Origin of the sequence: Microbulbifer halophilus, from assembly GCF_026183675.1 — a bacterium.
GTDB classification, from domain to species: Bacteria; Pseudomonadota; Gammaproteobacteria; order Pseudomonadales; family Cellvibrionaceae; genus Microbulbifer; species Microbulbifer halophilus.
Genome location: NZ_JAPIVK010000017.1, coordinates 59,387 through 83,168, shown reverse-complemented (window position 1 = coordinate 83,168; position 23,782 = coordinate 59,387). Strand labels below are relative to the sequence as shown.

Here is a 23,782-nt window from a genome sequence, read left to right as displayed (position 1 = left end):
GCGGGTGCGCTACCCTAAGCGTTTGTCACACGGGAGTAAAGATCCGGCCGACGGCGAGAGACCCACAATCTTAAAGGATAGATTCAATGATAGAGAGGCGTGAATCCAGCCTGCGGGAACTGGTTACCCTGCTGGATCTGGTGCGCTGGGGCGCCAGCCGTTTCAACGAGGCCGGGCTCCATTTCGGCCACGGTACCGACAACGCCTGGGACGAGGCGCTGCAGCTGGTGATGCACGGCCTGCACCTGCCCCTGGACAGCAAACCGGAGGTCCTGCAGGCGCGGCTGACCCTGGAGGAGCGCCGCGAGGTGATGGCACTGCTGGAGCGGCGCGTCGATGAGCGGCTGCCGCTGCCCTACCTGACCCGGAAGGCCCACTTCTGCGGCCTGGAGTTCTACGTCGACGAGCGGGTGCTGGTGCCGCGCTCGCCCATCGGCGAGCTGATCCGCAACGGCTTTCAGCCCTGGCTGCAGGTGGAACCGCTGGCGATTCTGGACCTGTGCTGCGGCAGCGGCTGTATCGGCATCACCTGCGCCGCGGCCTTTCCGGAAGCGCGCGTGGACCTGGCGGATATCGACAGCGGCGCCGTGGAAGTGGCGCAGACCAACATCAACCGCCACCACCTGAACGAGCGGGTGCGCGCGGTGCAGTCGGACCTGTTCAGCGGTCTGGAAGGCGTCAGTTACGAACTGATCGTCTGCAACCCGCCCTATGTGGATGCCCGCGACCTGGCGGAGATGCCACAGGAATTCCGTGCGGAGCCGGAAATCGCCCTGGGCTCCGGCGACGACGGCCTCGACTTCACCCGCCGCCTGCTGCGCGAGGCCGCCAATCACCTGCAGCCGGACGGGCTGCTGGTATGCGAGGTGGGCAACAGCTGGGAGGCGCTGGAAGAGGCCTTTCCCACGGTGCCCTTTACCTGGCCGGAATTCGCCGACGGCGGCCACGGGGTCTTCGTCATCAGCCGCGAAGAGCTGCTCGCCTGCCAATCCGCATTCGGCGCCGGATAAATCCTTTCCCGTAGGGTGCGCCGCGCGCACCATCTGTGCTTTCTGGCGCGCGCGGCGCACCCTGCGGGGGTGAATCCTCTATAATGCGCCCTCTTCAACGAATAACACACTGAAATCAGGCAGAGAATATGTCCGGCAACACCTTCGGCAAGCTGTTTTGTGTCACCACCTTCGGCGAGAGTCACGGCCCGGCGCTGGGCTGTATCGTCGACGGCTGCCCGCCCGGCCTGGCCATCGGCGAGGAGGAAATCCAGCTGGAACTGGACCGCCGCAAGCCCGGTACCTCCCGTTACACCACCCAACGCCGCGAGGCGGATCGGGTGAAGATTCTCTCGGGGGTCTTCGAAGGTAAGACTACCGGCACGCCCATCGGCCTGCTGATCGAGAACACCGACCAGCGCTCCAAAGATTATTCCGATATCGCCGAACAGGTGCGCCCGGCCCACGCCGACTACAGCTACTGGCAGAAATACGGTGTGCGCGACTACCGTGGCGGCGGCCGTTCCTCCGCGCGGGAGACCGCCATGCGCGTCGCCGCCGGCGCCATCGCGAAAAAATGGTTGAAGGAAAAATACGGTATTCGGGTGCGCGGCTACCTGTCGCAGCTGGGGCCGATCGCAGTGGAAAAGCTCGACTGGGAGCAGGTGGACCGCAATCCCTTCTTCTGCCCGGATGCGGATAAAGTGCCGGAGATGGAAGCCTACATGCAGGCACTGATCAAGGAGGGCAACTCCATCGGCGCGCGTATTTCCGTACAGGCCAGCGCTGTGCCGGCGGGTCTGGGCGAGCCCGTTTTCGATCGCCTGGATGCGGACCTGGCCCAGGGCCTGATGAGCATCAACGCGGTCAAGGGTGTCGAGATCGGCGCCGGCTTCGCCAGTGTCGCGCAGAAGGGCACCGAGCACCGGGACGAAATCGCGCCCGAAGGTTTCCTGTCCAATAATGCCGGCGGCGTACTAGGTGGTATTTCCAGTGGCCAGGATCTCATCGCCCATATCGCGCTCAAGCCCACTTCCAGCCTGCGCATTCCCGGCCGCAGTATCGATGTGCACGGCAATCCGATCGAGGTGGTCACCAAGGGCCGACACGATCCCTGCGTGGGAATCCGCGCGACGCCCATCGCCGAGGCCATGATGGCGCTGGTACTGATCGATCATGTCCTGCGCCAGCGGGGGCAGAACGGCGACACGGCCCCGGGTGTCGCGACCGTCGGGCGATAAATGCGCGCCGGTTTGCGGTAAATCGGGGCGGTAATCGCCCGCCTGTCCTGTCATTTGGCACTATTATCGGGGTTCACCGGCAATCTTGAGGTAATCCCGGGAATGAAGGCCCTTACCGTCGACCGGCACGCCGATGACCTGAGCTGTGTCACGCTTTCCGAAATGGAAAAGCCGGCGCTGCACACCGGCCAGGTGCTGGTTCGCATGCGCGCCAGCGCCATCAATCCCTCCGATTTCAATGTGATCCACGGGCGTTATGAGCAGGCGCTGCGGCGCGCCGTATGGAATTACGATAAACCCACCACTTACCTGCTGCCCCGGGGGCAGCCGCTCAGGCGCGCGCCCTGCACCTTGGGCAGCGAAGGTGTGGGCGTGGTGGAGGCTGCGGGCAGCGGTTTTTTTGCGCGGCGCCTGCTGGGGCGGCGTGTGGCGGTGGTGGCAGATTTGCCCGAAAGCGGTACCTGGGCCGAGTACCTGGCGGTGGACGCGGGTCGCGCGCTGCCGCTGCCGAAGGATATCGACGACGCCCAGGGAGCGATGTTCTTCATCAATCCGATGACCACCTACATCCTCACGCGCGAGGTACTGCGGGTGCCGCGGGGCGGGTATCTGTTGCAGACCGCCGGCGGTTCGGCGCTGGGGCGCATGGTGATCCGCCTGGGGCGCCGTTACGGCTTCAGGACCATCAGCATCGTGCGGCGCGTGGAGCGGGCCGCGGAGCTGCGGCGCCTGGGCGGCGATGCGGTGATCGCCACCGACAGTGAGGACCCCTTCACCCGGGTGGCGGAAATCACCGGCGGCGAGGGTGTGCATTCCGCCATCGACAGTGTCGGCGGCCAGTTGGGCAGCGAGGTGCTGCGTTGCCTGGCCCCCCGCGGCAGGCTGGTCTGCTACGGCGCCCTGAGCCAGCAGAACACGGTGCTGCCGGTGCGGGAGATGATGATGTCCCTGGCGCATGTCGAAGGGTTCTACCTGGGCAACTGGCTGGCTTCGCAGCCGAGGTGGAAGTTGCTTTCGATCCTGCGGAATGTGAAGAAACTGGTCGGCACCGGCGAACTGGGTGCCAGCGCGGAGCGACAGTTCAGCCTGTCGGATTACGAGACGGCTTTTGCCTATGCGCGCAGCGGCGCGGGCAAGGCGCTGTTCCGGATGAACTGACTTCCTATCCATCAGTCACTTTGAGAGGATTCGGGCGGCTGGGCAGTTCCATGCTTTGTTGGTAGATGTTTCTATCGCTTCCCTCAGGACGTGAGAGCGTTCCTCGGCCTCAACTAGTGCGAGAGCATAATAGGCTTCCGCCAAGTTACTTGTGTGCAAGCGTTGATTGAGGTTCCTCTCAATATAAGCCCTTTGTGTTTCCAAGTTGCCTTCGAGTTGAGAGGCTTCGGTCAAAATATTGCAAAATATTTCAGCATCACTCCCTTTTTCGTCGGGGGCGCAGCCGTATGCGATGATAATTATTGATAATAAAATTATTTTGGTTATTGTGTGCATCATGATGGAAATTTATAAGTTGGGCCGGTAAGGTTAAATCTTTTCCTCGTTAAAATCTATGGAAGCTAGGGAGGGTTCCATGTCAGCAGCTCAGTTAAATGAGTACGAAAAGAAGGAGTTGGTAAGGGATATCCTTGGCAGCGACTTTCACTCGGTAGGGAATCACTTTCCATTGTTTAGCAGGATGTTGGATGGACTGGGTCATTTGAGTGATGGCTTCACCGCTGCAGAGTTGGTCCCAACTTTAAGCCGGTTTCTGTCAGGCTCTATTTCGTCAGCAATTCTGTCGACAGCCTCATTCATGGCGGCTGTGATTCAGCCTCTTCAGCACTTTATAAAGTTGGTCAATGCTAACGAAACTGGGCTGCGTATGTATTCTTATCGGGCGGTGGCGTATACATTGACAGCTTGGGCATTTGGGAAGCCAGTGCCAAATCAGTCTGCTAGAGTTATAGAGAACCTTGGTTCTGGGGACTATAGAGCAATAGATCGGGACCGCTACGGCGAGGTTTGGAGAGAAACCTCGCGAAACGTGTTGTCGAGCTTGCGTCAAGTATGCTTGGCAAAAGATATATCGGAGGCCCATCTTCAGGCTGTTTTTAAGGCTCTAGGTGATGGCGATTCTGTGCGTCTTTCCCGCAATATACTGGAAGGGTTTGAGGGGCGTATGAATACAACGGTGCGAAATATTTGGAAAAGCGGATACTCAATTAATTTTCCCGGTTAGGTTTCAGGCTTTGAAGAAAATACTCCTCTATGCTGGCTTTTCTGTCTTTGCCTTGCTCTTCATACTTTTGGTAATGAGGGAGGCCATAATTTTCCCCGGGCGTTATGGCGGAAATGCCAGTGTTGTAGATGGGATGGGAGTAATCCTGATAGCGGTGCTGCCGTTAATGATCGCCGTCACTTTCTTGCTGGAAGCCCATTGGCCGCATATTGCCCGTCGAATTGGTGGGGGGGTATTGCTCTCCGGCTTCCTGGTCTCTTTTATCGGTTTTATGATTGGTTGAAAGCTGTGCTAATTCGGCTCCATGTATTATGAGTTTCCAGTACTCAAATGTCGGAGTTCAGCAGGTTGGAAATTGCACAGCGTTGGGTCGCACGGCCCGGAGCTGCCAATACAGGAGCGGTCATGGGCCGCTCCTGCAGGGGCTGAAGTGTGTGCTGCTACAGGTGCAGGTTCAGGCCCAGGTAAGGGCCCTTGATTTCCAGGTCGCTCTGGAAATCGTCCAGCTCGCTCACGTCCAGGCTCATCATCCGGTAGCCGGCCTCTACCGCAAAGTCTGCCACCGGCAGGAAATCCCAGCGCACCTTGGCGGTCAGGTCGGTATGGCTGTCGCCCTTGTAACCGGTGCCGTTGCCCTGGGCGATGATGGACCAGCCGGTGAAGGGCAGGTCGAAGCGGGCCTGGGCGTAGGCCATCGGCAGTACACCGGAGAGTTCGACCATCTCTGACTGCTCAACGGGAGTACAGGGATCGAAATCTTCCGGAATGCAGACCTCGGAGGGGGTGTACTGGCCTGTGGCGCTGAACTCCCCATCGTACTGGCGCGCCGTCAGGCCGAGATCCAGGTTCACCCAGTTGTCGAGAATCTCGTAGTAGAGCGTGGCATCGGTGTGAGACAGGGTTATGTCGGCTGTAATGTCGGAAGTCGCGGCAAATGTTTCATCGTCAAAGGTCACGCTCTGGTCGAGTGTGGTGGCGCCATTGGTCTCGATCTTGCTGTGGGCAACCATCACATTCGGCACCAGCGGCACCGGGTGCTCCAGCGCGGCCTGGATGAAGGTGATGTTGTCCTCGGCCAGGTTGAACTCGTCCACATCGAAACCGTCGACGCCGACGGTGCCGCTGTAGGCCGGTTGCCAGGCGCCCAGGCTGGCGTCGAAGCCGAGGATGGTGTCGGCACTGGCGGCGCCACTGGCGAGGGCGGCGCAGAGGGCGAGGGCTGTTTTCTTCATGAGGGCTCTCCGTTTTTTCTGTTTGGGCGGAGTGTACCCGTTTTTTGCTGACATGCTGATGTCAATTGCACATTTCGCGAAACCGGTCGGGTTACCCGGCCGGATTGCCTGGCGAATTTTTGTCCGCTGCGGCGATCAGTAACTGCTGCAGGGCGGCTGCGGCGTTGCTGAGGGTGCGCGCGCGGTGGCTGATCACGCCCAGGTTGCGAAGGATATGCAGCTTTTCCACCGGCAGTATCGCCAGGCTGTCGTCTACCAGTGTCTGTGGCAGCACGCTCCAGCCGAGGCCGACGCCGGCCATCATCTTGATGGTCTCGAGGAAGTTGGTGGCCAGTTTGGCGGTGAGTTTCAGGCCCCGCCGGTCGAACTCGCGCTTGATCAGGCGGCCGGTATAGGTGTTCAGGTCCGGCAGTATGGCCGGGTAGCGGGACAGGTCGGCGAGATCCAGCGCCGGCATCTTTGACAGCGGATGCTCCGGTGCCGCCACCACCACGCAGGGATCGGGCCAGATCACGCGGGAATCCAGGTTGGGGTATTCCTTCAGTGCCAGGGTCACCACCGCCAGTTCGTACTCGCCGGCCATCAGCGCCTCATAGGCCTGTTCCGAATCGACGAAATCGATATCCAGCGCCACTTCCGGGTAGCGGTTGCTGAATGCCTTGAGTACCGGTGGCAGGTGGTGCAGGCCCACATGGTGACTGGTGGCGATGCGCAAGCTGCCGGTCACCGCACTGCCGAGTGCGCGCAACTCGTGCTCGGCGTCGCTGACCTCGTTGAGGATATGTCGAGCCCGCGGCAGCAGAGTGCGGCCGGCGTTGGTGAGCTGCAGGCGCCGGCCGATACGGTCGAACAGCGGCGTGCCCAACTGCTGCTCCAGCGCCGCCAGGCGTTTGCTGACCGCCGGCTGCGTCAGGTGCAGGGTCTCGGCGGCCTCGGAGGCGGAGCCCTGTTCGGCGACGGCCAGGAAGGCCCTTAGCCACTGGATTTCCATTTTTGTGTCCTCGTTCTTTGGTGCCGGTAAGTCGATGTCGTGTCGGCCCTGCTGTCAGTGGTTGTTTGCTCAACAGCCTCATCGGCAATCGTTTCACAAACAGCCCCCGACAGCAGGGCCTTACACATCTGGCCTCGATATTCTTTTCCAACCGCAGGGTGCGCCGGCGCACCCTGCTCGAGCCCCACTTTCTGCATTCCATTTCCGACTACTTCTTATAATAAATATAAATTGATGTTATTTAATGTCCAGCCTAGACTCGGCCGAATTCGAAAACCGCATTCAGAGGACACGGCCATGGCCGGACAGACGCTCTACGACAAACTCTGGCAGGACCACCTGGTCAAAAGCCGCGAAGACGGTACGGCGCTGATCTATATTGATCGCCACCTGATTCACGAAGTCACCTCGCCGCAGGCGTTCGAGGGGCTGCGACTGGCGGGTCGCAAGCCCTGGCGCCGGGACTCCCTGGTGGCCACGCCGGATCACAATGTGCCTTCCGAAACCGCCGAGCGCGCCGCCGGCGTGGCCGGTATCCGCGACGAGATTTCCCGCATCCAGGTGCAGACCCTGGACGAGAACTGCAAAAGTTTCGATGTGGTCCAGTTCGGTATCAACGAGCCGGGGCAGGGTATCGTACACGTGATCGGACCCGAGACCGGCGCCACCATGCCGGGCATGACCGTGGTCTGCGGCGATTCCCACACCTCCACCCACGGCGCCCTGGGTGCCCTGGCACACGGCATCGGCACCTCCGAGGTGGAACACGTGATGGCCACCCAGTGCCTGATCCAGAAGAAGATGAAGAACATGCTGGTGCGCGTGGATGGCGAGCTGGGCCCGGGCGTGACCGCGAAGGACGTGGTGCTGGCGATCATCGGCAAGATCGGCACCGCCGGCGGCACCGGTTACGCGATCGAGTTCGGCGGTTCCGCCATCCGCGGCCTGTCCATGGAGGGCCGCATGACCATCTGCAACATGGCCATCGAGGCCGGCGCCCGCGCCGGCATGGTGGCGGTGGACCAGGTGACGCTGGATTACGTAAAAGACAAGCCCTACGCCCCGAAGGGATCGCAGTGGGATGCCGCCGTCGAGAACTGGAGCCGCCTGCACTCCGACGACGATGCCGTCTTCGATGCAGTGGTGGAGCTGCGCGCGGAAGAGATCGAACCGCAGGTGAGCTGGGGCACTTCGCCGGAAATGGTGGCGCCGGTCAGTGCGCTGGTGCCGGACCCGGCGAAGGAAGCCGATGCGGGCAAGCGCACCGGCGTTGAGCGCGCGTTGGAATATATGGGTCTGGACGCGGGCCAGAAGATCACCGATATCAAACTGGACCGGGTGTTTATCGGCTCCTGCACCAACTCCCGTATCGAGGACCTGCGCGCGGCCGCTGCTGTGGCGAAGGGTCGCAGGAAGGCCGACAGCGTCAAGCAGGTGCTGGTAGTGCCGGGTTCCCAGTCGGTGAAGGCGCAGGCGGAAAAAGAGGGCCTGCACAGTGTGTTTATCGACGCCGGTTTCGAGTGGCGCGAGCCCTCCTGTTCCATGTGCCTGGCGATGAACGCGGACAAGCTGGGGGCCGGCGAGCACTGCGCCTCTACCTCCAACCGCAACTTCGAGGGGCGCCAGGGCTACGGCGGCCGGACCCATCTGGTGAGCCCGGGCATGGCCGCGGCGGCGGCGATTGCCGGTAACTTTGTCGATGTGCGTGAAATGGCCGACGCCGGGGAGAGCGCGTAATGAAAGCTTTTACTCAACACAAGGGCCTGGCGGCGCCGATGGACCGCGCCAATGTGGATACGGATCTGATCATCCCCAAGCAGTTCCTGAAATCCATCAAGCGCACCGGCTTCGGCCCCAACCTGTTCGACGAGCTGCGCTATCTCGATGAGGGCCAGCCGGGGCAGGACAACAGCGCGCGCCCGCTCAACCCGGAGTTCCCGCTGAACTTTCCGCGCTATAATGGTGCCTCGGTATTGCTGGCGCGCGATAATTTCGGTTGCGGTTCCAGCCGCGAGCACGCGCCCTGGGCCCTGGACGACTACGGCTTCCGTGCGGTGATCGCGCCGAGCTTTGCCGATATCTTCTACAACAACTGTTTCAAGAACGGCCTGCTGCCGATCGCGCTCGACGAACAGGTCGTCGATCAGTTGTTCGAGGAGATGTACGCGCAGGAAGGTTACGAGCTGACCATCGACCTGGAAAAACAGCAGGTGATCAAGCCGAATGGCGAGACCATCGATTTCGAGGTGGACGAATTCCGCAAGCACTGCCTGCTGAACGGCCTGGACGATATCGGCCTGACGCTGGAAGACGCGGACGCTATCCGCGCCTACGAAGCCAGGCGCCGCGAGCAGGCACCTTGGTTGTTCGATTCCGTAAAATAGGTCTTATCGTCATTCCGGCGAATGCCGGAATCCAGGTGGTACAAAACTGGATACCGGCATTCGCCGGTATGACGACAGTTGAGTAGGGGGCCGCCGGGCCCAAATGGTGCGCACGGCGCCCCCTACGAATTCAGCAAATTTAAGGAATGCTTGTGAGCAAGAAAATCATGATCTTCCCGGGCGACGGCATAGGCCCGGAAATCGTCGAGCAGGCGGTGGCGGTACTGGAAGCCGCGGACAGAAAATTCGGCCTGGACCTGAGCTTTGAGCAGGGCCTGATCGGTGGCGCCTCCATCGATGCGCACGGCGAGCCGCTCACCGACGCCGAGCTGGAAAAGGCCGGCCAGTGCGACGCCGTATTATTGGGCGCCGTCGGCGGCCCCAAGTGGGATCAACTGGATCGCGCCATTCGCCCGGAAAAGGGCCTGCTGAAAATTCGCAGCAAGTTGGGCCTCTACGCCAACCTGCGCCCGGCGATCCTCTATCCGCAGCTGGCCGAGGCGTCCTCGCTGAAACCGGACGTGGTTTCTGGCCTGGATATCCTGATCGTGCGCGAGCTCACCGGCGGTATCTACTTCGGTGAGCCGCGCGGTATCCGCACACTGGAAAACGGCGAGAAGCAGGGCTTCAATACCTACGTTTACAGTGAGTCGGAAATCGAGCGCATCGCGCGCAGCGCCTTCGAGGCGGCACAGAAGCGCAATGGCAAGCTCTGCTCCGTGGACAAGGCCAATGTGCTGGAAGTCACCGTACTCTGGCGCGAAGTACTGGACCGCCTGGCGCCGGAGTATCCGGACGTGGAGCTGTCGCACATGTACGTGGACAACGCGGCCATGCAGTTGGTGCGCGCGCCCAAGCAGTTCGACGTGATGGTCACCGGCAATATGTTCGGCGATATCCTCTCCGACGCCGCCGCCATGCTCACCGGCTCCATCGGTATGCTGCCGTCCGCGTCGCTGAACCAGAGCGGCTTCGGCCTCTACGAACCCTGCCACGGCTCGGCGCCGGATATCGCCGGCCGGGGCCTGGCCAACCCGCTGGCGACCATCCTGTCGGCGGCGATGATGCTGCGCTACTCGCTGGATCAGGGCGAGGCGGCGGACGCGATCGAAAAGGCTGTCAGCAAGGTGCTCGACGACGGACTGCGCACCGCGGATATCTACACTGAAGGTGGCAGGAAGGTATCCACCGCGGAAATGGGCGCAGCAGTGGTGGCCGCTTTCTGATTCCAGCGCCCCCTTTCTTCTCCCGATTCGTCATTCCGGCGCAGATGCGTCATGCCGGACTTGATCCGGTACCGGAATTCAAGACACACAGGATTAACAGGAAACTGCAATGAACAAAGTAGGTTTTATCGGCTGGCGCGGCATGGTCGGCTCGGTACTCATGGGCCGCATGCACGAAGAGAACGATTTCGCGCACATCCCGGAACCGGTATTTTTCTCTACCTCCAACGCCGGCGGCAAGGCGCCCGACGTGGGCCGCGAAGTGGCGCCGCTGGGCGATGCCTTCGATATCGACGCGCTGGCGGAACTGGACGCCATCGTCAGCTGCCAGGGCGGCGACTACACCAAAAAAGTCTACCCGCAACTGCGCGAGAAGGGCTGGAAAGGTTACTGGATCGACGCCGCCTCCAGCCTGCGCATGGAAGACGACTCCATCATCGTGCTGGACCCGGTAAACCGCGATGTCATCGACCGCGGTATCGACGCCGGCGTGAAGGACTTTATCGGCGGTAACTGCACCGTCAGCCTGATGCTGATGGGCCTCGGTGGCCTGTTCAAAGAAGGCCTGGTGGACTGGGTGTCCGCCATGACCTACCAGGCCGCCAGCGGCTCCGGCGCCCGCCATATGCGCGAGCTGATCAGCCAGATGGGCAGTCTTCGCGACTGCGTCGCCGACGAACTGGCGGACCCGTCCAGCGCCATCCTGGAGATCGACCGCAAGGTGGCCGATACCATGCGCTCCGGCGATTTCCCCACCGCCGAATTCGGCGCGCCGCTGGCCGGCAGCCTGCTGCCGTGGATCGACACCCAGCTGGAAAACGGCCAGAGCCGCGAGGAGTGGAAAGCCCAGGCCGAGGCCAACAAGATTCTGCGCACCGACACCACCGTGCCGGTCGACGGCACCTGCGTACGTATCGGTTCCATGCGCTGCCACAGCCAGGCGTTCACCGTGAAGCTGAAAAAAGACGTCTCCATCGCCGAGGTCGAACAGCTGATCGGATCCTCGAACGACTGGGCCAAGGTAGTCCCCAACGAGCGTGAAGCCACCCTTGAGCAGCTGACCCCGACCGCGGTCACCGGCACCATGGATATCCCGGTGGGCCGCCTGCGCAAGCTGAACATGGGCCCGCAGTACCTGTCCGCCTTCACCGTCGGCGACCAGCTCCTCTGGGGCGCCGCCGAACCGCTGCGCCGGGTACTGCTGATCCTGCTGGGCAAGCTGTAAGTCGGGAGCGCCAATCTCCCTCCGCCCAATAACTTCCCCCCAATGCCAGAAACAGCGCTCCCCTCTCCCACCGGGAGAGGGGCCGGGGGAGAGGGCGGCCGTACGGCCCCCTCGGGTCGAATCCCCGCTTGTGACACCATTCGCACAATTGAGCCGCTCCAATCCCCGGAGCGGCTTTCCCCTTTCTGCCCGATGGGTATAATCGCCCCCGCTTTTCCTCCCCAACTGACGAAGTGATGTGATATGCCGGATTCCCCCCGCGAACTGGTCCTGGTCGGCGTCGACAGCGCCGCTTTTTCCCCCCTGCTGGAAGTCCTGGAGGAGCGCAAGGTGGTCGACGCCGACCGGCTGCGGCTGCTGGACGAGGAGGAAAGCGAATCGGCGCCGCAGGTATACGCCAACCGCAATATCCCGGTGCAGTCGCTGGAGCAGTTCACCTTCGCACCGGAGCAGGTGGTGGTCCTGCTGAAGGGCGGGGAGGCCGCCCGGGCGGCGCTGGAAGCGGCGGAAACCGCTGGTGCCTGGGTGCTGGACACGGCCGACAACACCCGCGGCGACGACACCGCCACACCGATTCACCCGCTCCTCAACAGTGCGGATATCGCCGCAGCGGAGCGACATGTGCTGGCACTGCCGGGCGCCGGCGCATCCATGCTGGCGGAAGCGCTGGCGCCGCTGCGCGATCGCCTGCAGGCGGTGGAGATTATCCTCAACCAGCCGGTATCCGAGCTGGGCAAGTCCGCGGTGGACGCCATGGCCGCACAGACCGCGCGCATGTTCAACGGCCAGGAGGCGGATATCGACCCGGCCATCGGCCACCGCCTGGCTTTCAATCACCTGAGCTCCAGCGAGGCGCTGCTGGCCAGCGGCCATAACCTGTCCGAGCTGGCGCTGGTTCACGACCTGCGCGGCCTGCTGGGCGAGGACATAGCGCTGGACGCCAGTATCAATACCGCGTCGGTCTTTCACGGTCAACTGGCCAATCTGCGTGTCGTGTTGAAGGAAGAGGCGGACCTGGAGCAGATCGGTGGCCTGCTGCGAAACGGGGCGCGCCTGAAAATGAGCGAGCGGCCCTCCGCCGAAGCGGCCGTGGGCGGTGAGGAAACGCTGATCGGCAGACTGCGGCAGAGCCTCCTGAGTGCGAAGCAGGTTAATTTTTGTGCGGCATCCGACAATTTGCGCAGAGACCTGGCGATCAACTGCGCACAGATTGCTCACTTGTTGCTAAAAAACCACTGATAATTAATACTTAGCGGCCATACTGAAGGTTTATTCTTAACTTTGGTTCGGCTCGGGGTGGCGAGTAATTCGCCAGTGGGGGTGGACCGCCATTGCGGCAGTCGCCTGGTTGAACGTTTACTGTACAGTGAAGGGCTTTGTGGAAAGCCCGGGATTCTAACAATAAAGGGAATCGGATATGCGTGTGCGAAAGCTGGCACTAGCAGTTGGCCTGGTCAGCGCACTGGGGGGCAACGCGGCTCTGGCGCTGGGGCTGGGGGAGATCAAGCTGAACTCCACCCTCAATCAGCCCCTGGATGCGGAAATCGGTCTGCTGCAGACCCGCGGCCTCGGCGACGGCGAAATCAAGGTGCGCCTCGCCAGCCCCGAAGACTTCGAGCGGGCCGGCATCGACCGGTCCTACATGCTTACCGAGTTGCGTTTCGACGTGGATTACTCCGGAGCCGAACCGGTGGTCCGCGTATCCAGCCGCGTACCGATTCGCGAACCCTATCTGAACTTCCTGCTGGAGACCCGCTGGCCCAGCGGCCGCCTGCTGCGCGAATACACCCTGCTGATGGACCTGCCGGCCTTTTCCGGCAATACCGCACAGCAGCCGGTGCGCGCCGCCGAGCGCGAGCGCCAGCAGGTGCGCCGCGATGCGCCGCAGTCGCAGCGGCGCCCGCTGGAGAAGATGGAAACCCGCCCCGCACCGTCGGAAGAGCCCGCCGAGCGGCAGGCCGAGACACAGCCGCAGCCACAACAGCCGGCCGAGGAACCGGTGGAGCTGCGCCGCGAAGCGCAGCCGGCCGCCGAAAGCACCGCCGACAGCGGCAGCCAGGTTTACGGCCCGGTTTCCTCCAGCGAAACCCTGTGGGAAATCGCCCTGGAGAACCGCGCCGACCGCGAATTCTCCGTGCAGCAGACCATGCTGGCAATCCAGCGCCTCAACCCCGAGGCCTTCATCAACGACAACATCAACCTGCTGAAAAAAGGCGCGGTACTGCGCCTGCCGAACACCGAGGATATCCGCGCCTTCAGTGCGCGCGACGCCATCTCCGAGGTGGCGGTGCAGAACGACACCTGGCGCCAGCGGGTGGGTGACGATGCCGCCACCGGCGCGCCGCTGGATGCGCGCGCGGCGGAAACCGAGGTCGCCGAGAGCGAATCCGTGGAAGGCCGTGTCAGCCTCGCCGCGCCCGGCGACAACGAATCCGTCACCTCCGGTTCCGGCAGCGGTGCCGGGGAGAGCGAGGCCCTCGCCGGCGAGCTGGCCGTGACCGAGGAGGAGCTGGACAAGTCCGAGCTGGAAAACGAAGAGATCAAGGACCGCATCTCCGAACTGGACGAGCAGATCGACACCATGGAGCGCCTGGTGGAGGTCTCCAACGAGGAACTGGAAGCAGTACAGGGGGCGGCCGAGCAGACCGAAACCCCGCCTGCCGACAGTATGGAAGGTGCTGGTGAAGAGACCGCGGAAGCGGTGGCCGAGGGTGAAGAGGCCCCTGCAGAAGCGGTTGCCGCAGCTGGGGAAACCGATACCGCCCCGGAAACCGGGGCCGCTGCCGAGCCGGAAGAAACGGAAGAGGTGGACAGCCGCAACCGCGTGGTGGTCCAGACCAAACCCGAGCCGACGCTGGTGGATCGCCTGATGGACAACATCCAGCTGATCGGCATCGGCCTGGGTGCACTGGTGATCGGTCTCGCCGGCTTCCTTACCTGGCGCCGCCGCAAGGAGGAAGAGGAGGCCATGCGCCAGGTGGAGGCGGAAATGGCCGCCGAGCGCTCGCTGGCGCAGGCACCGGAGGAAACGCCCCAGCCGGAGGAGAGCCTGACTACCGTCGAGCCCGTGGAGACCGAAGACAACTTCGATCTGGGCGAACTGGACGATGTGGGTACCGACGACCCGGTTTCCGAGGCGGAAATCCACCTGTCCCTGGGACAGTACAGTGAAGCCGAGGGCAAGCTGCTGGCCGGCCTGGAAAAAGACCCGAACAATGTCGACGCGCGCCTGATGGTGATGGAGGTCTACGCCCACGAGCAGAATGCCGACAAGTTCGACGACCACTACCGGCAGCTGCTGACCGTCAGCGATGGCCCCGCCGCCGACCGCGCCGCGCGCCTGCGCGAGAGCATCGCCGGCGCACCGCCGTTCGAGGCGCCGTCCATGGACTTCACCAGCGAATCCCTGGAAGCCACGCAACTGGACGATATCAGCGCATCCTTCGAGGACGATTTCTCCGGCGGCGATGATCTGTCAGCCGCCCCTGACTCCGGCGACGGCGCTGAGGACACCAGCCTGCTGGACGACCTGACCATGGACCTGTCCGAAGACAGCAGTGGCGGCGAGACGGCCGCGGAGCCGAATGGTGGGGACGACGGCGACTTCTCCCTGGAGCTCGATCTCGACAGCAGCTTCGACAGCGGCGACAGCACTGCGGAGCAGGGCGATACCGCGGAGAACAGCGAAGACGAGCTCAACCTGGACGACCTGATGTCCGGCGAACTGGATCTCGACGGCCTCGACCTGAACGCCGACAACGGTACCTCTGGCGAGGAAAAATCCGACGAACTGGGGTCAATCGAATACGAGAGCACCGCTGCTAGCGATGAGAGCGGCGACGAGGGCGGGCTCGACTTCGACCTCGACCTGTCGCCGGCGGAAGACGAAACCGACAGCGAACCCCAGGCGAACACCGCTGCTACCCCGGAACCGGCCGAATCGCAGGCACCGGCCGCCGATGCCGCGGACGATCTCTCCGACGACCTGGAAAACTTCGGCGACGACTTCGGCGATGGCCTGGACCTGGATTCCATCAACCTGGACGACATCGCCGGCGAACTGGACGCCGACGAATCCCTGTCGGCGGAAACAGACACCGATGTGGCCGTGGCCGAAGAGCCCCGGCCGGCCTCCCGCCCGGCGGCGGAGGCGGGCACTGAAACCGCGACCAGCGCCGAAAGCGGGGAAGCCGACCTGGGCGACCTGAACTTCAATCTGGAGAGCGACCTGGATTCCGAGCTCAACCTGCTCGAGGGCAACGACGAAGTCAGCACCAAACTCGAGTTGGCCCAGGCCTACCTCGATATGGGCGACAAGGATGGTGCCCGGGATATCCTCAAGGAGGTATCGGAAGAGGGCAGCGGCGAACACCAGACACGCGCCAGGGAAATGCTGGAGCGCATGGCTTAATAGCAGTGCTCCGCAGTTCCAAAAAACCTCGCACCCGCTGCGGGGTTTTTTTATGGCCGGAACCACCGGCAAGTCTTGACGTATTAATGCGCCACTCTTCCTCCCCTCTCCCCCCGGGAGAGGGGCCGGGGGAGAGGGCGCGCCCGAGGGCATGACACCAAAGTTTGCCCCCTGTGGCCGGACGCAAACCATGAATCGCGAATACACCTACAAAACCAACGGCGAAGTTCCCCCGGGCGAACAGCTCCCCGATGGCCTGCGCCGCATTGCCCTCGGCGTCGAGTACTGCGGCGCCCGCCTGCACGGCTTCCAGAAACAGCAATCCGCCAGTGAGACGGTACAGGCACACCTGGAGCGGGCCCTGTCCGGTATTGCCGCCGAACCGGTGACCCTGGTCTGCGCCGGCCGCACCGACGCCGGTGTGCACGCCACCAACCAGGTCATCCACTTCGATACAAAAGCGCAGCGTCCGGAGCGCGCCTGGGTGGAGGGCGTCAACACCAAGTTGCCGGATTGCGTGCGTGTGCGCTGGGCGCGGCAGGTGCCGGCCCAGTTCCATGCGCGCTTCTCCGCCCGCGCCCGCAGCTACCGCTACCTGATCCACAGCGCGCCCACCCGCTCCGCCCAGGCCGCCTCAGAGGTCACTTGGACCCGGCACCCGCTGGATATCGACGCCATGCGCGCAGGCGCAAAATACCTGGTCGGCGAGCACGACTTCAGCAGTTACCGCGCGGCGCAATGCCAGGCAAAGAGTCCGGTGCGGGAAATCACACGGCTGGATATCGCCCGGGTCGGGCAGTTGATCGTCCTCGAAATCAGCGCCAACGCCTTCCTGCACCATATGGTGCGCAATATCGCCGGCGTGCTGATGGCGGTGGGCCGCGGCGAGCGGAAACCGCAGTGGGTCAGAGAAGTGCTCGAGGCCCGCGACCGCACCGCCGGCGGCGTCACCGCGCCGCCGTTCGGGCTCTATCTGGTGGATGTGCAGTACCCGCATGAATTCCAGCTGCCGACCTCCGAACCGGGGCCGCTGCTGGTACCGCTGCCACTGGGGCGGTTGCCGGTATAGTGGCGGGCGCGTTTCGTGTCCCGCGCCAATCTGCTAGTATCCCGGCTCCCTCAATTTTGAACGGCCGGTCGGCTGGCGATCTCGAGATTCAATGCAAGTAAAGATCTGCGGCATAACCAACAGCGAGGATGCCGGTGACGCTGTCGCCGCCGGCGCCGATGCGCTGGGGTTGGTTTTTTATGCCGGGAGCCCGCGCTGTGTCACTGCGGAACAGGCGGCGGCGATCGCGAAGGCGGTGCCGCCGTTTGTCACTCTGGTGGGGCTCTTTGTCAATGCCGACAGCGCCGGGGTCGAGGACACGCTGGCGCGGGTGCCGCTTAACCTGTTGCAGTTTCACGGCACTGAATCGGCGGAGTACTGCGAACAGTTCCGGCGCCCCTATATCAAGGCGCTGCGCATGAAAGACGACCTCGATGTGCTCGCGGCCATGGCCGAACACCCGGCCGCGCGCGGCTTCCTTCTCGACGCCTATCGACCGGGTGTGCCCGGCGGTACCGGTGAATCCTTCGACTGGCAACGGGTGCCGCAGGACAGCGGCCAGCAGATAGTGCTGGCCGGTGGCCTGACGCCGGGCAATGTAGCGCGGGCCGTCGATACGGCGCAGCCGCAGGCGGTGGATGTGAGCGGCGGTGTCGAGGCGTCGCCAGGTCGCAAGGATCCGCAGAAAGTCGCCGCCTTTATTCGCGCGGCCAACGGTTAATGGCGGCAAGTGGTTTGTGATTAGTAACTCAGATTTCGGAGGTCGGTGCCATTGTCAGGCCGGTGGGCCCGAGACCTGAGTCATTAAAAGTAAGGATGGAGTGAGTCAGTGAGCAAGCAAGAAACGGTGGATTTCTCGGCCTTTCCCGATGCCGACGGGCATTTCGGGGCCTACGGCGGCCGTTTTGTATCGGAGACGCTGATCGGCGCGCTGGATGAGCTGCGCGAAATGTATTCTCGCCTGAAAGACGATCCGGAATTTATCAAGGCGTTCGATTACGATCTGGCCCACTATGTGGGTCGCCCGTCGCCGCTGTATCTTGCCGAACGGCTGACCGAGGCCGCCGGCGGCGCGCGTATCTGGTTGAAGCGCGAAGACCTGAACCACACCGGCGCGCACAAGGTGAACAACACCGTCGGCCAGGCGCTGCTGGCCAAGCACAGCGGCAAGACCCGCGTGATCGCCGAGACCGGCGCCGGCCAGCACGGCGTGGCCACCGCCACCGTCGCCGCGCGCCTGGGCCTGAAGTGCGCCGTGTACATGGGGGCAGAGGACGTCAAGCGCCAGTCGCCCAACGTCTACCGCATGAAACTGCTGGGTGCCGAGGTGATTCCGGTAGAGTCCGGCTCCAAAACCCTGAAAGACGCCATGAACGAGGCGATGCGGGACTGGGTCACCAACGTCGACGACACCTTCTACATCATCGGCACCGTCGCCGGCCCGCATCCATACCCGCAACTGGTGCGCGATTTCAACTCGGTGATCGGCCGCGAGGCGCGGCGCCAGAGCCTGGAGGAGTTCGGCCAATTGCCGGACGCGCTGGTGGCCTGTGTCGGCGGCGGCTCCAATGCCATCGGCCTCTTCCACCCCTTCCTGAACGACAGCGATGTGAAAATGTACGGCGTCGAGGCGGGCGGCGAAGGCCTCGCCACCGGTCACCACGCGGCGCCGTTGAACGACGGCGTGCCGGGCATCCTGCACGGCAATCGCACCTACCTGATGGAAGACGACGACGGCCAGATTATCGAGACCCACTCGGTATCCGCCGGCCTCGACTATCCCGGCGTGGGGCCGGAACACGCCTGGCTGAAGGATATCGGCCGCGTGGAATATGTCACCGCCGACGACAAGGAGGCACTGGACGCCTTCCGCCAACTGACCCGCACCGAGGGCATTCTGCCGGCGCTGGAGTCCAGCCACGCCGTGGCCTATGCGCTGAAGCTCGCCGCCGGTATGGGTGCGGACCAGAACATCGTCGTGAACCTGTCGGGGCGCGGCGACAAGGATATTTTCACCGTGGCCGCCATCGACGGCATCCAGGTGTAACGGGGGACTGAAGCAGTGACAGAAGAAAACAGAATCGACCGCCGTTTCGCCGGCCTGCGCGCCGAGGGCCGCAAGGCCCTGGTGGCCTATATCGTCGCCGGTGACGGTGGCTCCGAAAACACCGTACCGCTGATGCACCAGCTGGTGGCCAGCGGTACCGACCTGATCGAACTGGGTGTGCCTTTCTCCGATCCCATGGCCGAGGGGCCGGTGATCCAGAAGGGCCACGAGCGCGCGCTGGAGCACAAAACCTCGCTTCGCAAATGCCTGCAGATGGTGGCGGAATTCCGCCGCCAAGACGCGGATACGCCGGTGATCCTGATGGGCTACGCCAACCCGATCGAGAAGATGGGCGCGGAAAATTTTGCCGAGGCGGCCCGCGATGCGGGTGTCGACGGCGCCCTGACCGTGGATCTGCCGGCGGAAGAGGCGGGGCCGCTGAACAGGCTGCTGAGCGAGCGCGAGCTGCGCAATATCTTCCTGCTGACCCCCACCACCGGCGATGAGCGCCTGCAGCAGATTGCCGGCCTGGCCAGCGGCTTTGTCTACTATGTATCCCTGAAAGGGGTTACCGGTGCCGGTCACCTGGACCCGGATTCCGTGCGCGACAATCTCACCCGCATCCGCCGCCATACCGACCTGCCGCTGTGTGTCGGTTTCGGCATCAAGGATGGAGAATCGGCCAGGGCCGTCAGCGAACACGGCGACGGCGCGGTGGTCGGCAGTGTCCTGGTATCGGCCATCGGCGAAGCGGCGTCCGCCGGGGCAGCGCGGGACAGTGTCGCCGCGATTGTCGGCGAAATCCGCACCGCACTGGATGCGTGACTGTATAGATAAGTAGGGTGCGCCGTGCGCACCACTTGCCGCGGTCGGCGTCGTTTTGGTGCGCGCGGTGCCCCCTGCCGGCAGGGTGGCCAGAAAGCCTAAAGCAGCGGCTGATCTGGCCGCGTCGGTTGTTTCGCCAAGTGTTTTAATTCTCAGTCTGAAACTCACCGGTCGGTAGAATACCGATCCTTCAGGCAACGCATCGGGATTTGGAAACAAAATGAGCTGGTTAGAAAAAATTGTTCCCGCCGTCATTCGCACCGAGCGCCGCAGTGGCGGCAGCAAGGTACCGGAAGGGGTATGGAAAAAATGCGTCAAGTGCGACGCCATGCTGTACCGCCCGGAGCTGGAGCGGAACCTGGATGTGTGCCCCAAGTGCGATCACCATATGCGCATCGGCGCGCGCCGCCGCCTGGATATCTTCCTCGACGAGGAGGGGCGCGAGGAACTGGCCACCGACGTGGAGCCGGTGGACCGCCTCAAATTCAAGGACGTCAAAAAATACAAGGACCGCCTGACCCAGGCGCAGAAAAAAACCGGTGAAAAAGATGCGTTGATCGCGATGCGCGGCACGCTCGAGGGCAAACCGCTGGTGGCAGTGGCCTTCGAGTTCGCTTTTCACGGCGGCTCCATGGGCTACGTGGTGGGCGAGCGCTTTACCCGCGCGGCGCAACTGGCGCTGGAGGAGCGCATTCCGCTGGTCTGCTTTTCCGCCACCGGCGGTGCGCGCATGCAGGAGGCGCTGGTCTCGCTGATGCAGATGGCCAAGACCTCCGCGGTGCTGGAAAAAATGAAGATGGCCGGCGTGCCCTATATCTCGGTGATGACCGATCCGGTCTACGGCGGCGTGTCTGCTTCCCTGGCACTGCTGGGTGATATCAACGCCGCCGAGCCGGGTGCCCGCGCCGGTTTTGCCGGCCCCAATATCATCGAGCAGACCATCCGCCAGAAGCTGCCCAAGGGCTTCCAGCGCAGCGAATTCCTGCTGGATCACGGCGCCATCGATATGATCATCCCGCGCGGGGACATGCGCGAGACCGTCGGCCGCCTGATGGGCAAATTGGCGGATGCGGGAGTCGGGGAGTAACGCTCCCCGCTGTCGCAGCGGCGGCTCCCGCCCCGGGAACGCCGCGCCTGTTTTACAGGGGCTGAAGGCTCCAACTTGGCTGGTGGGCCGCGGGCCCGCCCGGTAGTTACCTGACCTATGCGCTCACTCCAAAACTGGCTCACCCGCCTCGAACAGCTCCACCCCGCCGAGATCGAACTGGGCCTGGAGCGCGTTGCCCGTGTCGCAAAGGCGCTGGACGTGGAAAAGCCGGCGCCGACGGTGATCAGCGTCGCCGGTACCAACGGCAAGGGTTCCTGCGTCGCCGCCATGGAGGCGCTGCTGCGCGCCGGCGGCCACTCGGTGGGGGCCTACAGTTCGCCGCACCTGCTGCGCTTCAACGAGCGGGTGCGCATCGATGGTGTCGAGGTCAACGATGCGGAGCTGGTGCGTGCCTTCGAGGCGGTGGAGGCCGCCCGCGGCGACACCGGCCTGACCTACTTCGAATTTGCCACCCTCGCCGCGCTGTGGCTGTTCCGGCGCGCCCGTGTCGACTGTGCGCTGCTGGAAGTGGGGCTCGGCGGTCGCCTGGATGCGGTCAACCTGGTGGATGCGGACCTGGCGGTGATCACCGGCGTTGCCGTGGACCACGAGGCCTGGCTGGGTGGGGATCGGGAGATCATCGGCCGCGAGAAGGCCGGTATCCTGCGCCCCGGCAGCCCCTGTGTCTGCGCCGATCCGCAGCCGCCGGCGTCGGTGGTTGCGGCCGCCGCGAAAACCGGGGCCGCAACCTACTTTATCGGTCGGGACTTTTTCTTGGGCGCTGATGGCGCTTATTCCAGCGCTGATGGCTCCTCTTCGGACGCTGAAGGCTCTTCTTCGGGGGCTGAAGGCTCCTCCGTGGTGGGGGATCGCTACCATTTCGGGGAGCTCGAGGTTCAGTTGCCGCCGGTCAGCCTGCCGCCCCCGAGCCTGGCGGCGGCGATCACGGCGCTGTCGGTATTGGGTGTGCTGCCGCAACGGGGGATCGAGCGCACACTGGCGGGTATCGAGTTGGCGGGGCGCTGCCAGCCGCTTGAATGGCGGGGCCGCTCGCTGCTGCTGGATGTGGGGCACAACCCCGCGGCGGCGGAGTACCTGGCCCGCTGGCTGGCCGACCACCCGGTTCCCGGGCGCACCCACGCGCTGGTGGCGGCCATGGCGGACAAGGATCTGCCCGGGCTGTTCGCGCCGCTGCGGGGGCGTGTGGATCGCTGGTATCCGGCGCTGTTGCCCGGCAATAGCCGTGCGGCGGATTGTGCCGCGCTGATTGGCGGATTGCGCGAGGCCGGTATCGGCGAGGCTGCGGTCGAGGGTGCGACAGACGGCGACTGCCCGACGGTGGTCGACGGGCTGGAGCGGCTGCTTTCGGGCATCGGGGCGCAAGACAGGTTGCTTGTCTTCGGATCCTTCTTTACTGTTGCGGAAGTTTTACAGCAGATACGAGAACACAGTAATGGCGAGCCGTGACCGGGAGGCTGTCCAGCGGGGCGCCGCCCAACGTGGTCGACTGAACGATGGCTTCAGGCAGCGCATTATCGGCGCCCTGGTGCTGGCCGCGCTCGCCGTGATTTTCCTGCCCACGCTCTTCGACCGCGAGGGCGCGCGCTATATCGATGTGACCAGCCAGATTCCCCCGCAGCCGGATATCCAGCCGATCGAGATTGTCGAACCCGAGCCGGTGGCCGACACCGAACCGGCGCCGGATCCCGACAGCGCCTTCCAGCCGCCGGTAGTGGAACAGGATTCCCCGCCGGAGTCGGAGGCGTCGCAGCCGGCCGCCGAAGCGGATACCGCGGAGGCGGAAAAACTGGCGGAACCGCGAGATGAGCAACAGGATTCCTCGCCCGTTCTCGATGAAGAGGGGCTGCCGGTCGCCTGGGTGGTGCAGGTGGCCGCCTACAGCGACGAGTCCCGGGCCGGGAAGCTGCGCAACCGACTGATGGACGAGGGCTACAAGGCCTATACCCGCGCCGTGAGCACCAACAAGGGCGATTTCGTGCGCGTCTTTGTCGGCCCCAAGGTCAGCGAGGCGGATGCCCGGGCAGTCAAACAGGAGCTGGACCAACTGCTGGGCGCGCAGACACTGGTGTTGCGCTTTCGCAGTGGTTAGTTGACTCAAGTTTCGGGGGGCATATCGGAGCTGTGCAACTATCAAGCTCCCGAACTCCGAAACTTGAGTTAGTTGAGTGATCGGCAATCGCTGGCCACTGGCCATTTCTCTGAGTAGAATGCGCGCTCTCCGCGGCAGCCGCCGCCCGGCAGGTAGGATCGAATGAACTGGGCTGACTGGACCATTCTGGCAATCGTGGCCATTTCCACGCTGATCGGTCTCAGCCGCGGTTTTGTGCGCGAAACCCTGTCCCTCCTCACCTGGATCGCCGCCTTTGTTATCGCGATGATGTTCCGGGACGAACTGGCGCCACTGTTGTCCCGGCTCGTGGACACCCCGTCGCTGCAGACCATCGCCGCTTTCGCCATCCTGTTTATCTTCACGTTGCTGGCCGGAGCCGGCCTGAACATGACCCTGTCCGCGTTTGTCGAGGCCACCGGCCTGTCGGGTACCGACCGGGTGCTGGGCATGGTGTTCGGCCTGTTGCGGGGCTGCATCGTGGTGCTGGCGCTGCTGATCCTGGCGCCGGCGCTGGTGCCGGTGGAGGAGGATAGCTGGTGGCGCGAGTCGGCGTTGATCCCCCATTTCCTCAGCTTCGAGGACAGTGCGCGGCAGCTGGCGGAATCGATCAAGGATCTGTTTGTGCAGGGAACCGCTTCGGAGTGAGGTGCGGCGTCGTTGCCGCCCGGAAAAATTGTTTTAGCGGAGCGGGTATGCTGCTCCCTCTCGACCAGTAGGGCCAAGA

General features: G+C 63.5%; 21 protein-coding genes. 19 read left to right on the top strand and 2 right to left on the bottom strand.

The window, feature by feature from the left end:
* Positions 1-86 precede the first annotated feature (86 nt).
* From prmB to OQE62_RS10750, 5 genes are all read left to right on the top strand, one after another.
* On the top strand, positions 87-1,010 hold the full coding sequence (gene prmB / locus OQE62_RS10770; protein ID WP_265722041.1) for a 50S ribosomal protein L3 N(5)-glutamine methyltransferase: 924 nt from the start codon (positions 87-89) through the stop codon (positions 1,008-1,010).
* Positions 1,011-1,138: 128 nt separating this feature from the next.
* Positions 1,139-2,230, top strand: coding sequence for a chorismate synthase (gene aroC, locus OQE62_RS10765; protein ID WP_265722040.1), 1,092 nt, complete (start codon positions 1,139-1,141; stop codon positions 2,228-2,230).
* Positions 2,231-2,332: 102 nt separating this feature from the next.
* Positions 2,333-3,388, top strand: coding sequence for a zinc-dependent alcohol dehydrogenase family protein (locus tag OQE62_RS10760; protein WP_265722039.1), 1,056 nt, complete (start codon positions 2,333-2,335; stop codon positions 3,386-3,388).
* A 415-nt stretch (positions 3,389-3,803) separates the two neighbouring features.
* Positions 3,804-4,451, top strand: a complete 648-nt coding sequence (locus OQE62_RS10755) for a hypothetical protein (protein ID WP_265722038.1) — start codon at positions 3,804-3,806, stop codon at positions 4,449-4,451.
* Positions 4,452-4,461: 10 nt separating this feature from the next.
* Positions 4,462-4,734 carry a hypothetical protein gene (locus OQE62_RS10750; RefSeq protein WP_265722037.1) on the top strand — a complete coding sequence of 91 codons (273 nt, stop codon included), beginning with the start codon at positions 4,462-4,464 and terminating at the stop codon, positions 4,732-4,734.
* Between the two features lie 157 nt (positions 4,735-4,891).
* On the opposite strand, the gene OQE62_RS10745 is transcribed toward OQE62_RS10750, so the two are convergent.
* The gene (locus OQE62_RS10745; RefSeq protein WP_265722036.1) at positions 4,892-5,683 is read right to left on the bottom strand and encodes a TIGR04219 family outer membrane beta-barrel protein; all 792 of its coding nucleotides are present in this window, start codon (positions 5,681-5,683) and stop codon (positions 4,892-4,894) included.
* Positions 5,684-5,774: 91 nt separating this feature from the next.
* Positions 5,775-6,674, bottom strand: a complete 900-nt coding sequence (locus OQE62_RS10740) for a LysR family transcriptional regulator (protein WP_265722035.1) — start codon at positions 6,672-6,674, stop codon at positions 5,775-5,777.
* A 297-nt stretch (positions 6,675-6,971) separates the two neighbouring features.
* Between OQE62_RS10740 and leuC the strand changes: the two genes are divergently transcribed.
* The 14 genes from leuC (at position 6,972) to OQE62_RS10670 (ending at position 23,703) form a co-directional block, all read left to right on the top strand.
* Positions 6,972-8,411, top strand: a complete 1,440-nt coding sequence (gene leuC, locus OQE62_RS10735) for a 3-isopropylmalate dehydratase large subunit (protein ID WP_265722034.1) — start codon at positions 6,972-6,974, stop codon at positions 8,409-8,411.
* Positions 8,411-9,058, top strand: a complete 648-nt coding sequence (gene leuD / locus OQE62_RS10730; RefSeq protein ID WP_265722033.1) for a 3-isopropylmalate dehydratase small subunit — start codon at positions 8,411-8,413, stop codon at positions 9,056-9,058. The genes leuC and leuD overlap by 1 nt, the downstream gene beginning before the upstream one ends.
* Before the next feature lie 152 nt (positions 9,059-9,210).
* Positions 9,211-10,284, top strand: coding sequence for a 3-isopropylmalate dehydrogenase (leuB, locus tag OQE62_RS10725; protein ID WP_265722032.1), 1,074 nt, complete (start codon positions 9,211-9,213; stop codon positions 10,282-10,284).
* Positions 10,285-10,393: 109 nt separating this feature from the next.
* Positions 10,394-11,509, top strand: a complete 1,116-nt coding sequence (gene asd, locus OQE62_RS10720) for an aspartate-semialdehyde dehydrogenase (protein WP_265722031.1) — start codon at positions 10,394-10,396, stop codon at positions 11,507-11,509.
* Between the two features lie 243 nt (positions 11,510-11,752).
* Positions 11,753-12,748, top strand: coding sequence for an Asd/ArgC dimerization domain-containing protein (locus tag OQE62_RS10715; protein WP_265722030.1), 996 nt, complete (start codon positions 11,753-11,755; stop codon positions 12,746-12,748).
* A gap of 178 nt (positions 12,749-12,926) precedes the next feature.
* Entirely contained in the window at positions 12,927-15,920 is a 2,994-nt protein-coding gene (locus tag OQE62_RS10710; protein WP_265722029.1) for a FimV/HubP family polar landmark protein, read from the top strand.
* Positions 15,921-16,110: 190 nt separating this feature from the next.
* Positions 16,111-16,989 carry a tRNA pseudouridine(38-40) synthase TruA gene (gene truA, locus OQE62_RS10705; RefSeq protein ID WP_265722028.1) on the top strand — a complete coding sequence of 293 codons (879 nt, stop codon included), beginning with the start codon at positions 16,111-16,113 and terminating at the stop codon, positions 16,987-16,989.
* A gap of 91 nt (positions 16,990-17,080) precedes the next feature.
* Complete coding sequence (locus OQE62_RS10700; protein WP_265722027.1) at positions 17,081-17,689, top strand: phosphoribosylanthranilate isomerase; 609 nt, start codon at positions 17,081-17,083, stop codon at positions 17,687-17,689.
* Between the two features lie 108 nt (positions 17,690-17,797).
* A complete protein-coding gene (gene trpB, locus OQE62_RS10695) occupies positions 17,798-19,015 on the top strand; it encodes a tryptophan synthase subunit beta (RefSeq protein ID WP_265722026.1) in 1,218 nt (405 codons plus the stop codon).
* A 15-nt stretch (positions 19,016-19,030) separates the two neighbouring features.
* The gene (gene trpA, locus OQE62_RS10690) at positions 19,031-19,840 is read left to right on the top strand and encodes a tryptophan synthase subunit alpha (protein ID WP_265722025.1); all 810 of its coding nucleotides are present in this window, start codon (positions 19,031-19,033) and stop codon (positions 19,838-19,840) included.
* Between the two features lie 220 nt (positions 19,841-20,060).
* Positions 20,061-20,927, top strand: a complete 867-nt coding sequence (gene accD, locus OQE62_RS10685) for an acetyl-CoA carboxylase, carboxyltransferase subunit beta (protein WP_265722024.1) — start codon at positions 20,061-20,063, stop codon at positions 20,925-20,927.
* 117 nt (positions 20,928-21,044) lie between these two features.
* Positions 21,045-22,394, top strand: coding sequence for a bifunctional tetrahydrofolate synthase/dihydrofolate synthase (gene folC / locus OQE62_RS10680; protein ID WP_265722023.1), 1,350 nt, complete (start codon positions 21,045-21,047; stop codon positions 22,392-22,394).
* The gene (locus OQE62_RS10675) at positions 22,381-23,037 is read left to right on the top strand and encodes an SPOR domain-containing protein (protein WP_265722022.1); all 657 of its coding nucleotides are present in this window, start codon (positions 22,381-22,383) and stop codon (positions 23,035-23,037) included. Before folC ends, OQE62_RS10675 begins: the two co-directional genes overlap by 14 nt.
* Before the next feature lie 162 nt (positions 23,038-23,199).
* On the top strand, positions 23,200-23,703 hold the full coding sequence (locus tag OQE62_RS10670) for a CvpA family protein (protein WP_265722021.1): 504 nt from the start codon (positions 23,200-23,202) through the stop codon (positions 23,701-23,703).
* Positions 23,704-23,782: the final 79 nt, after the last annotated feature.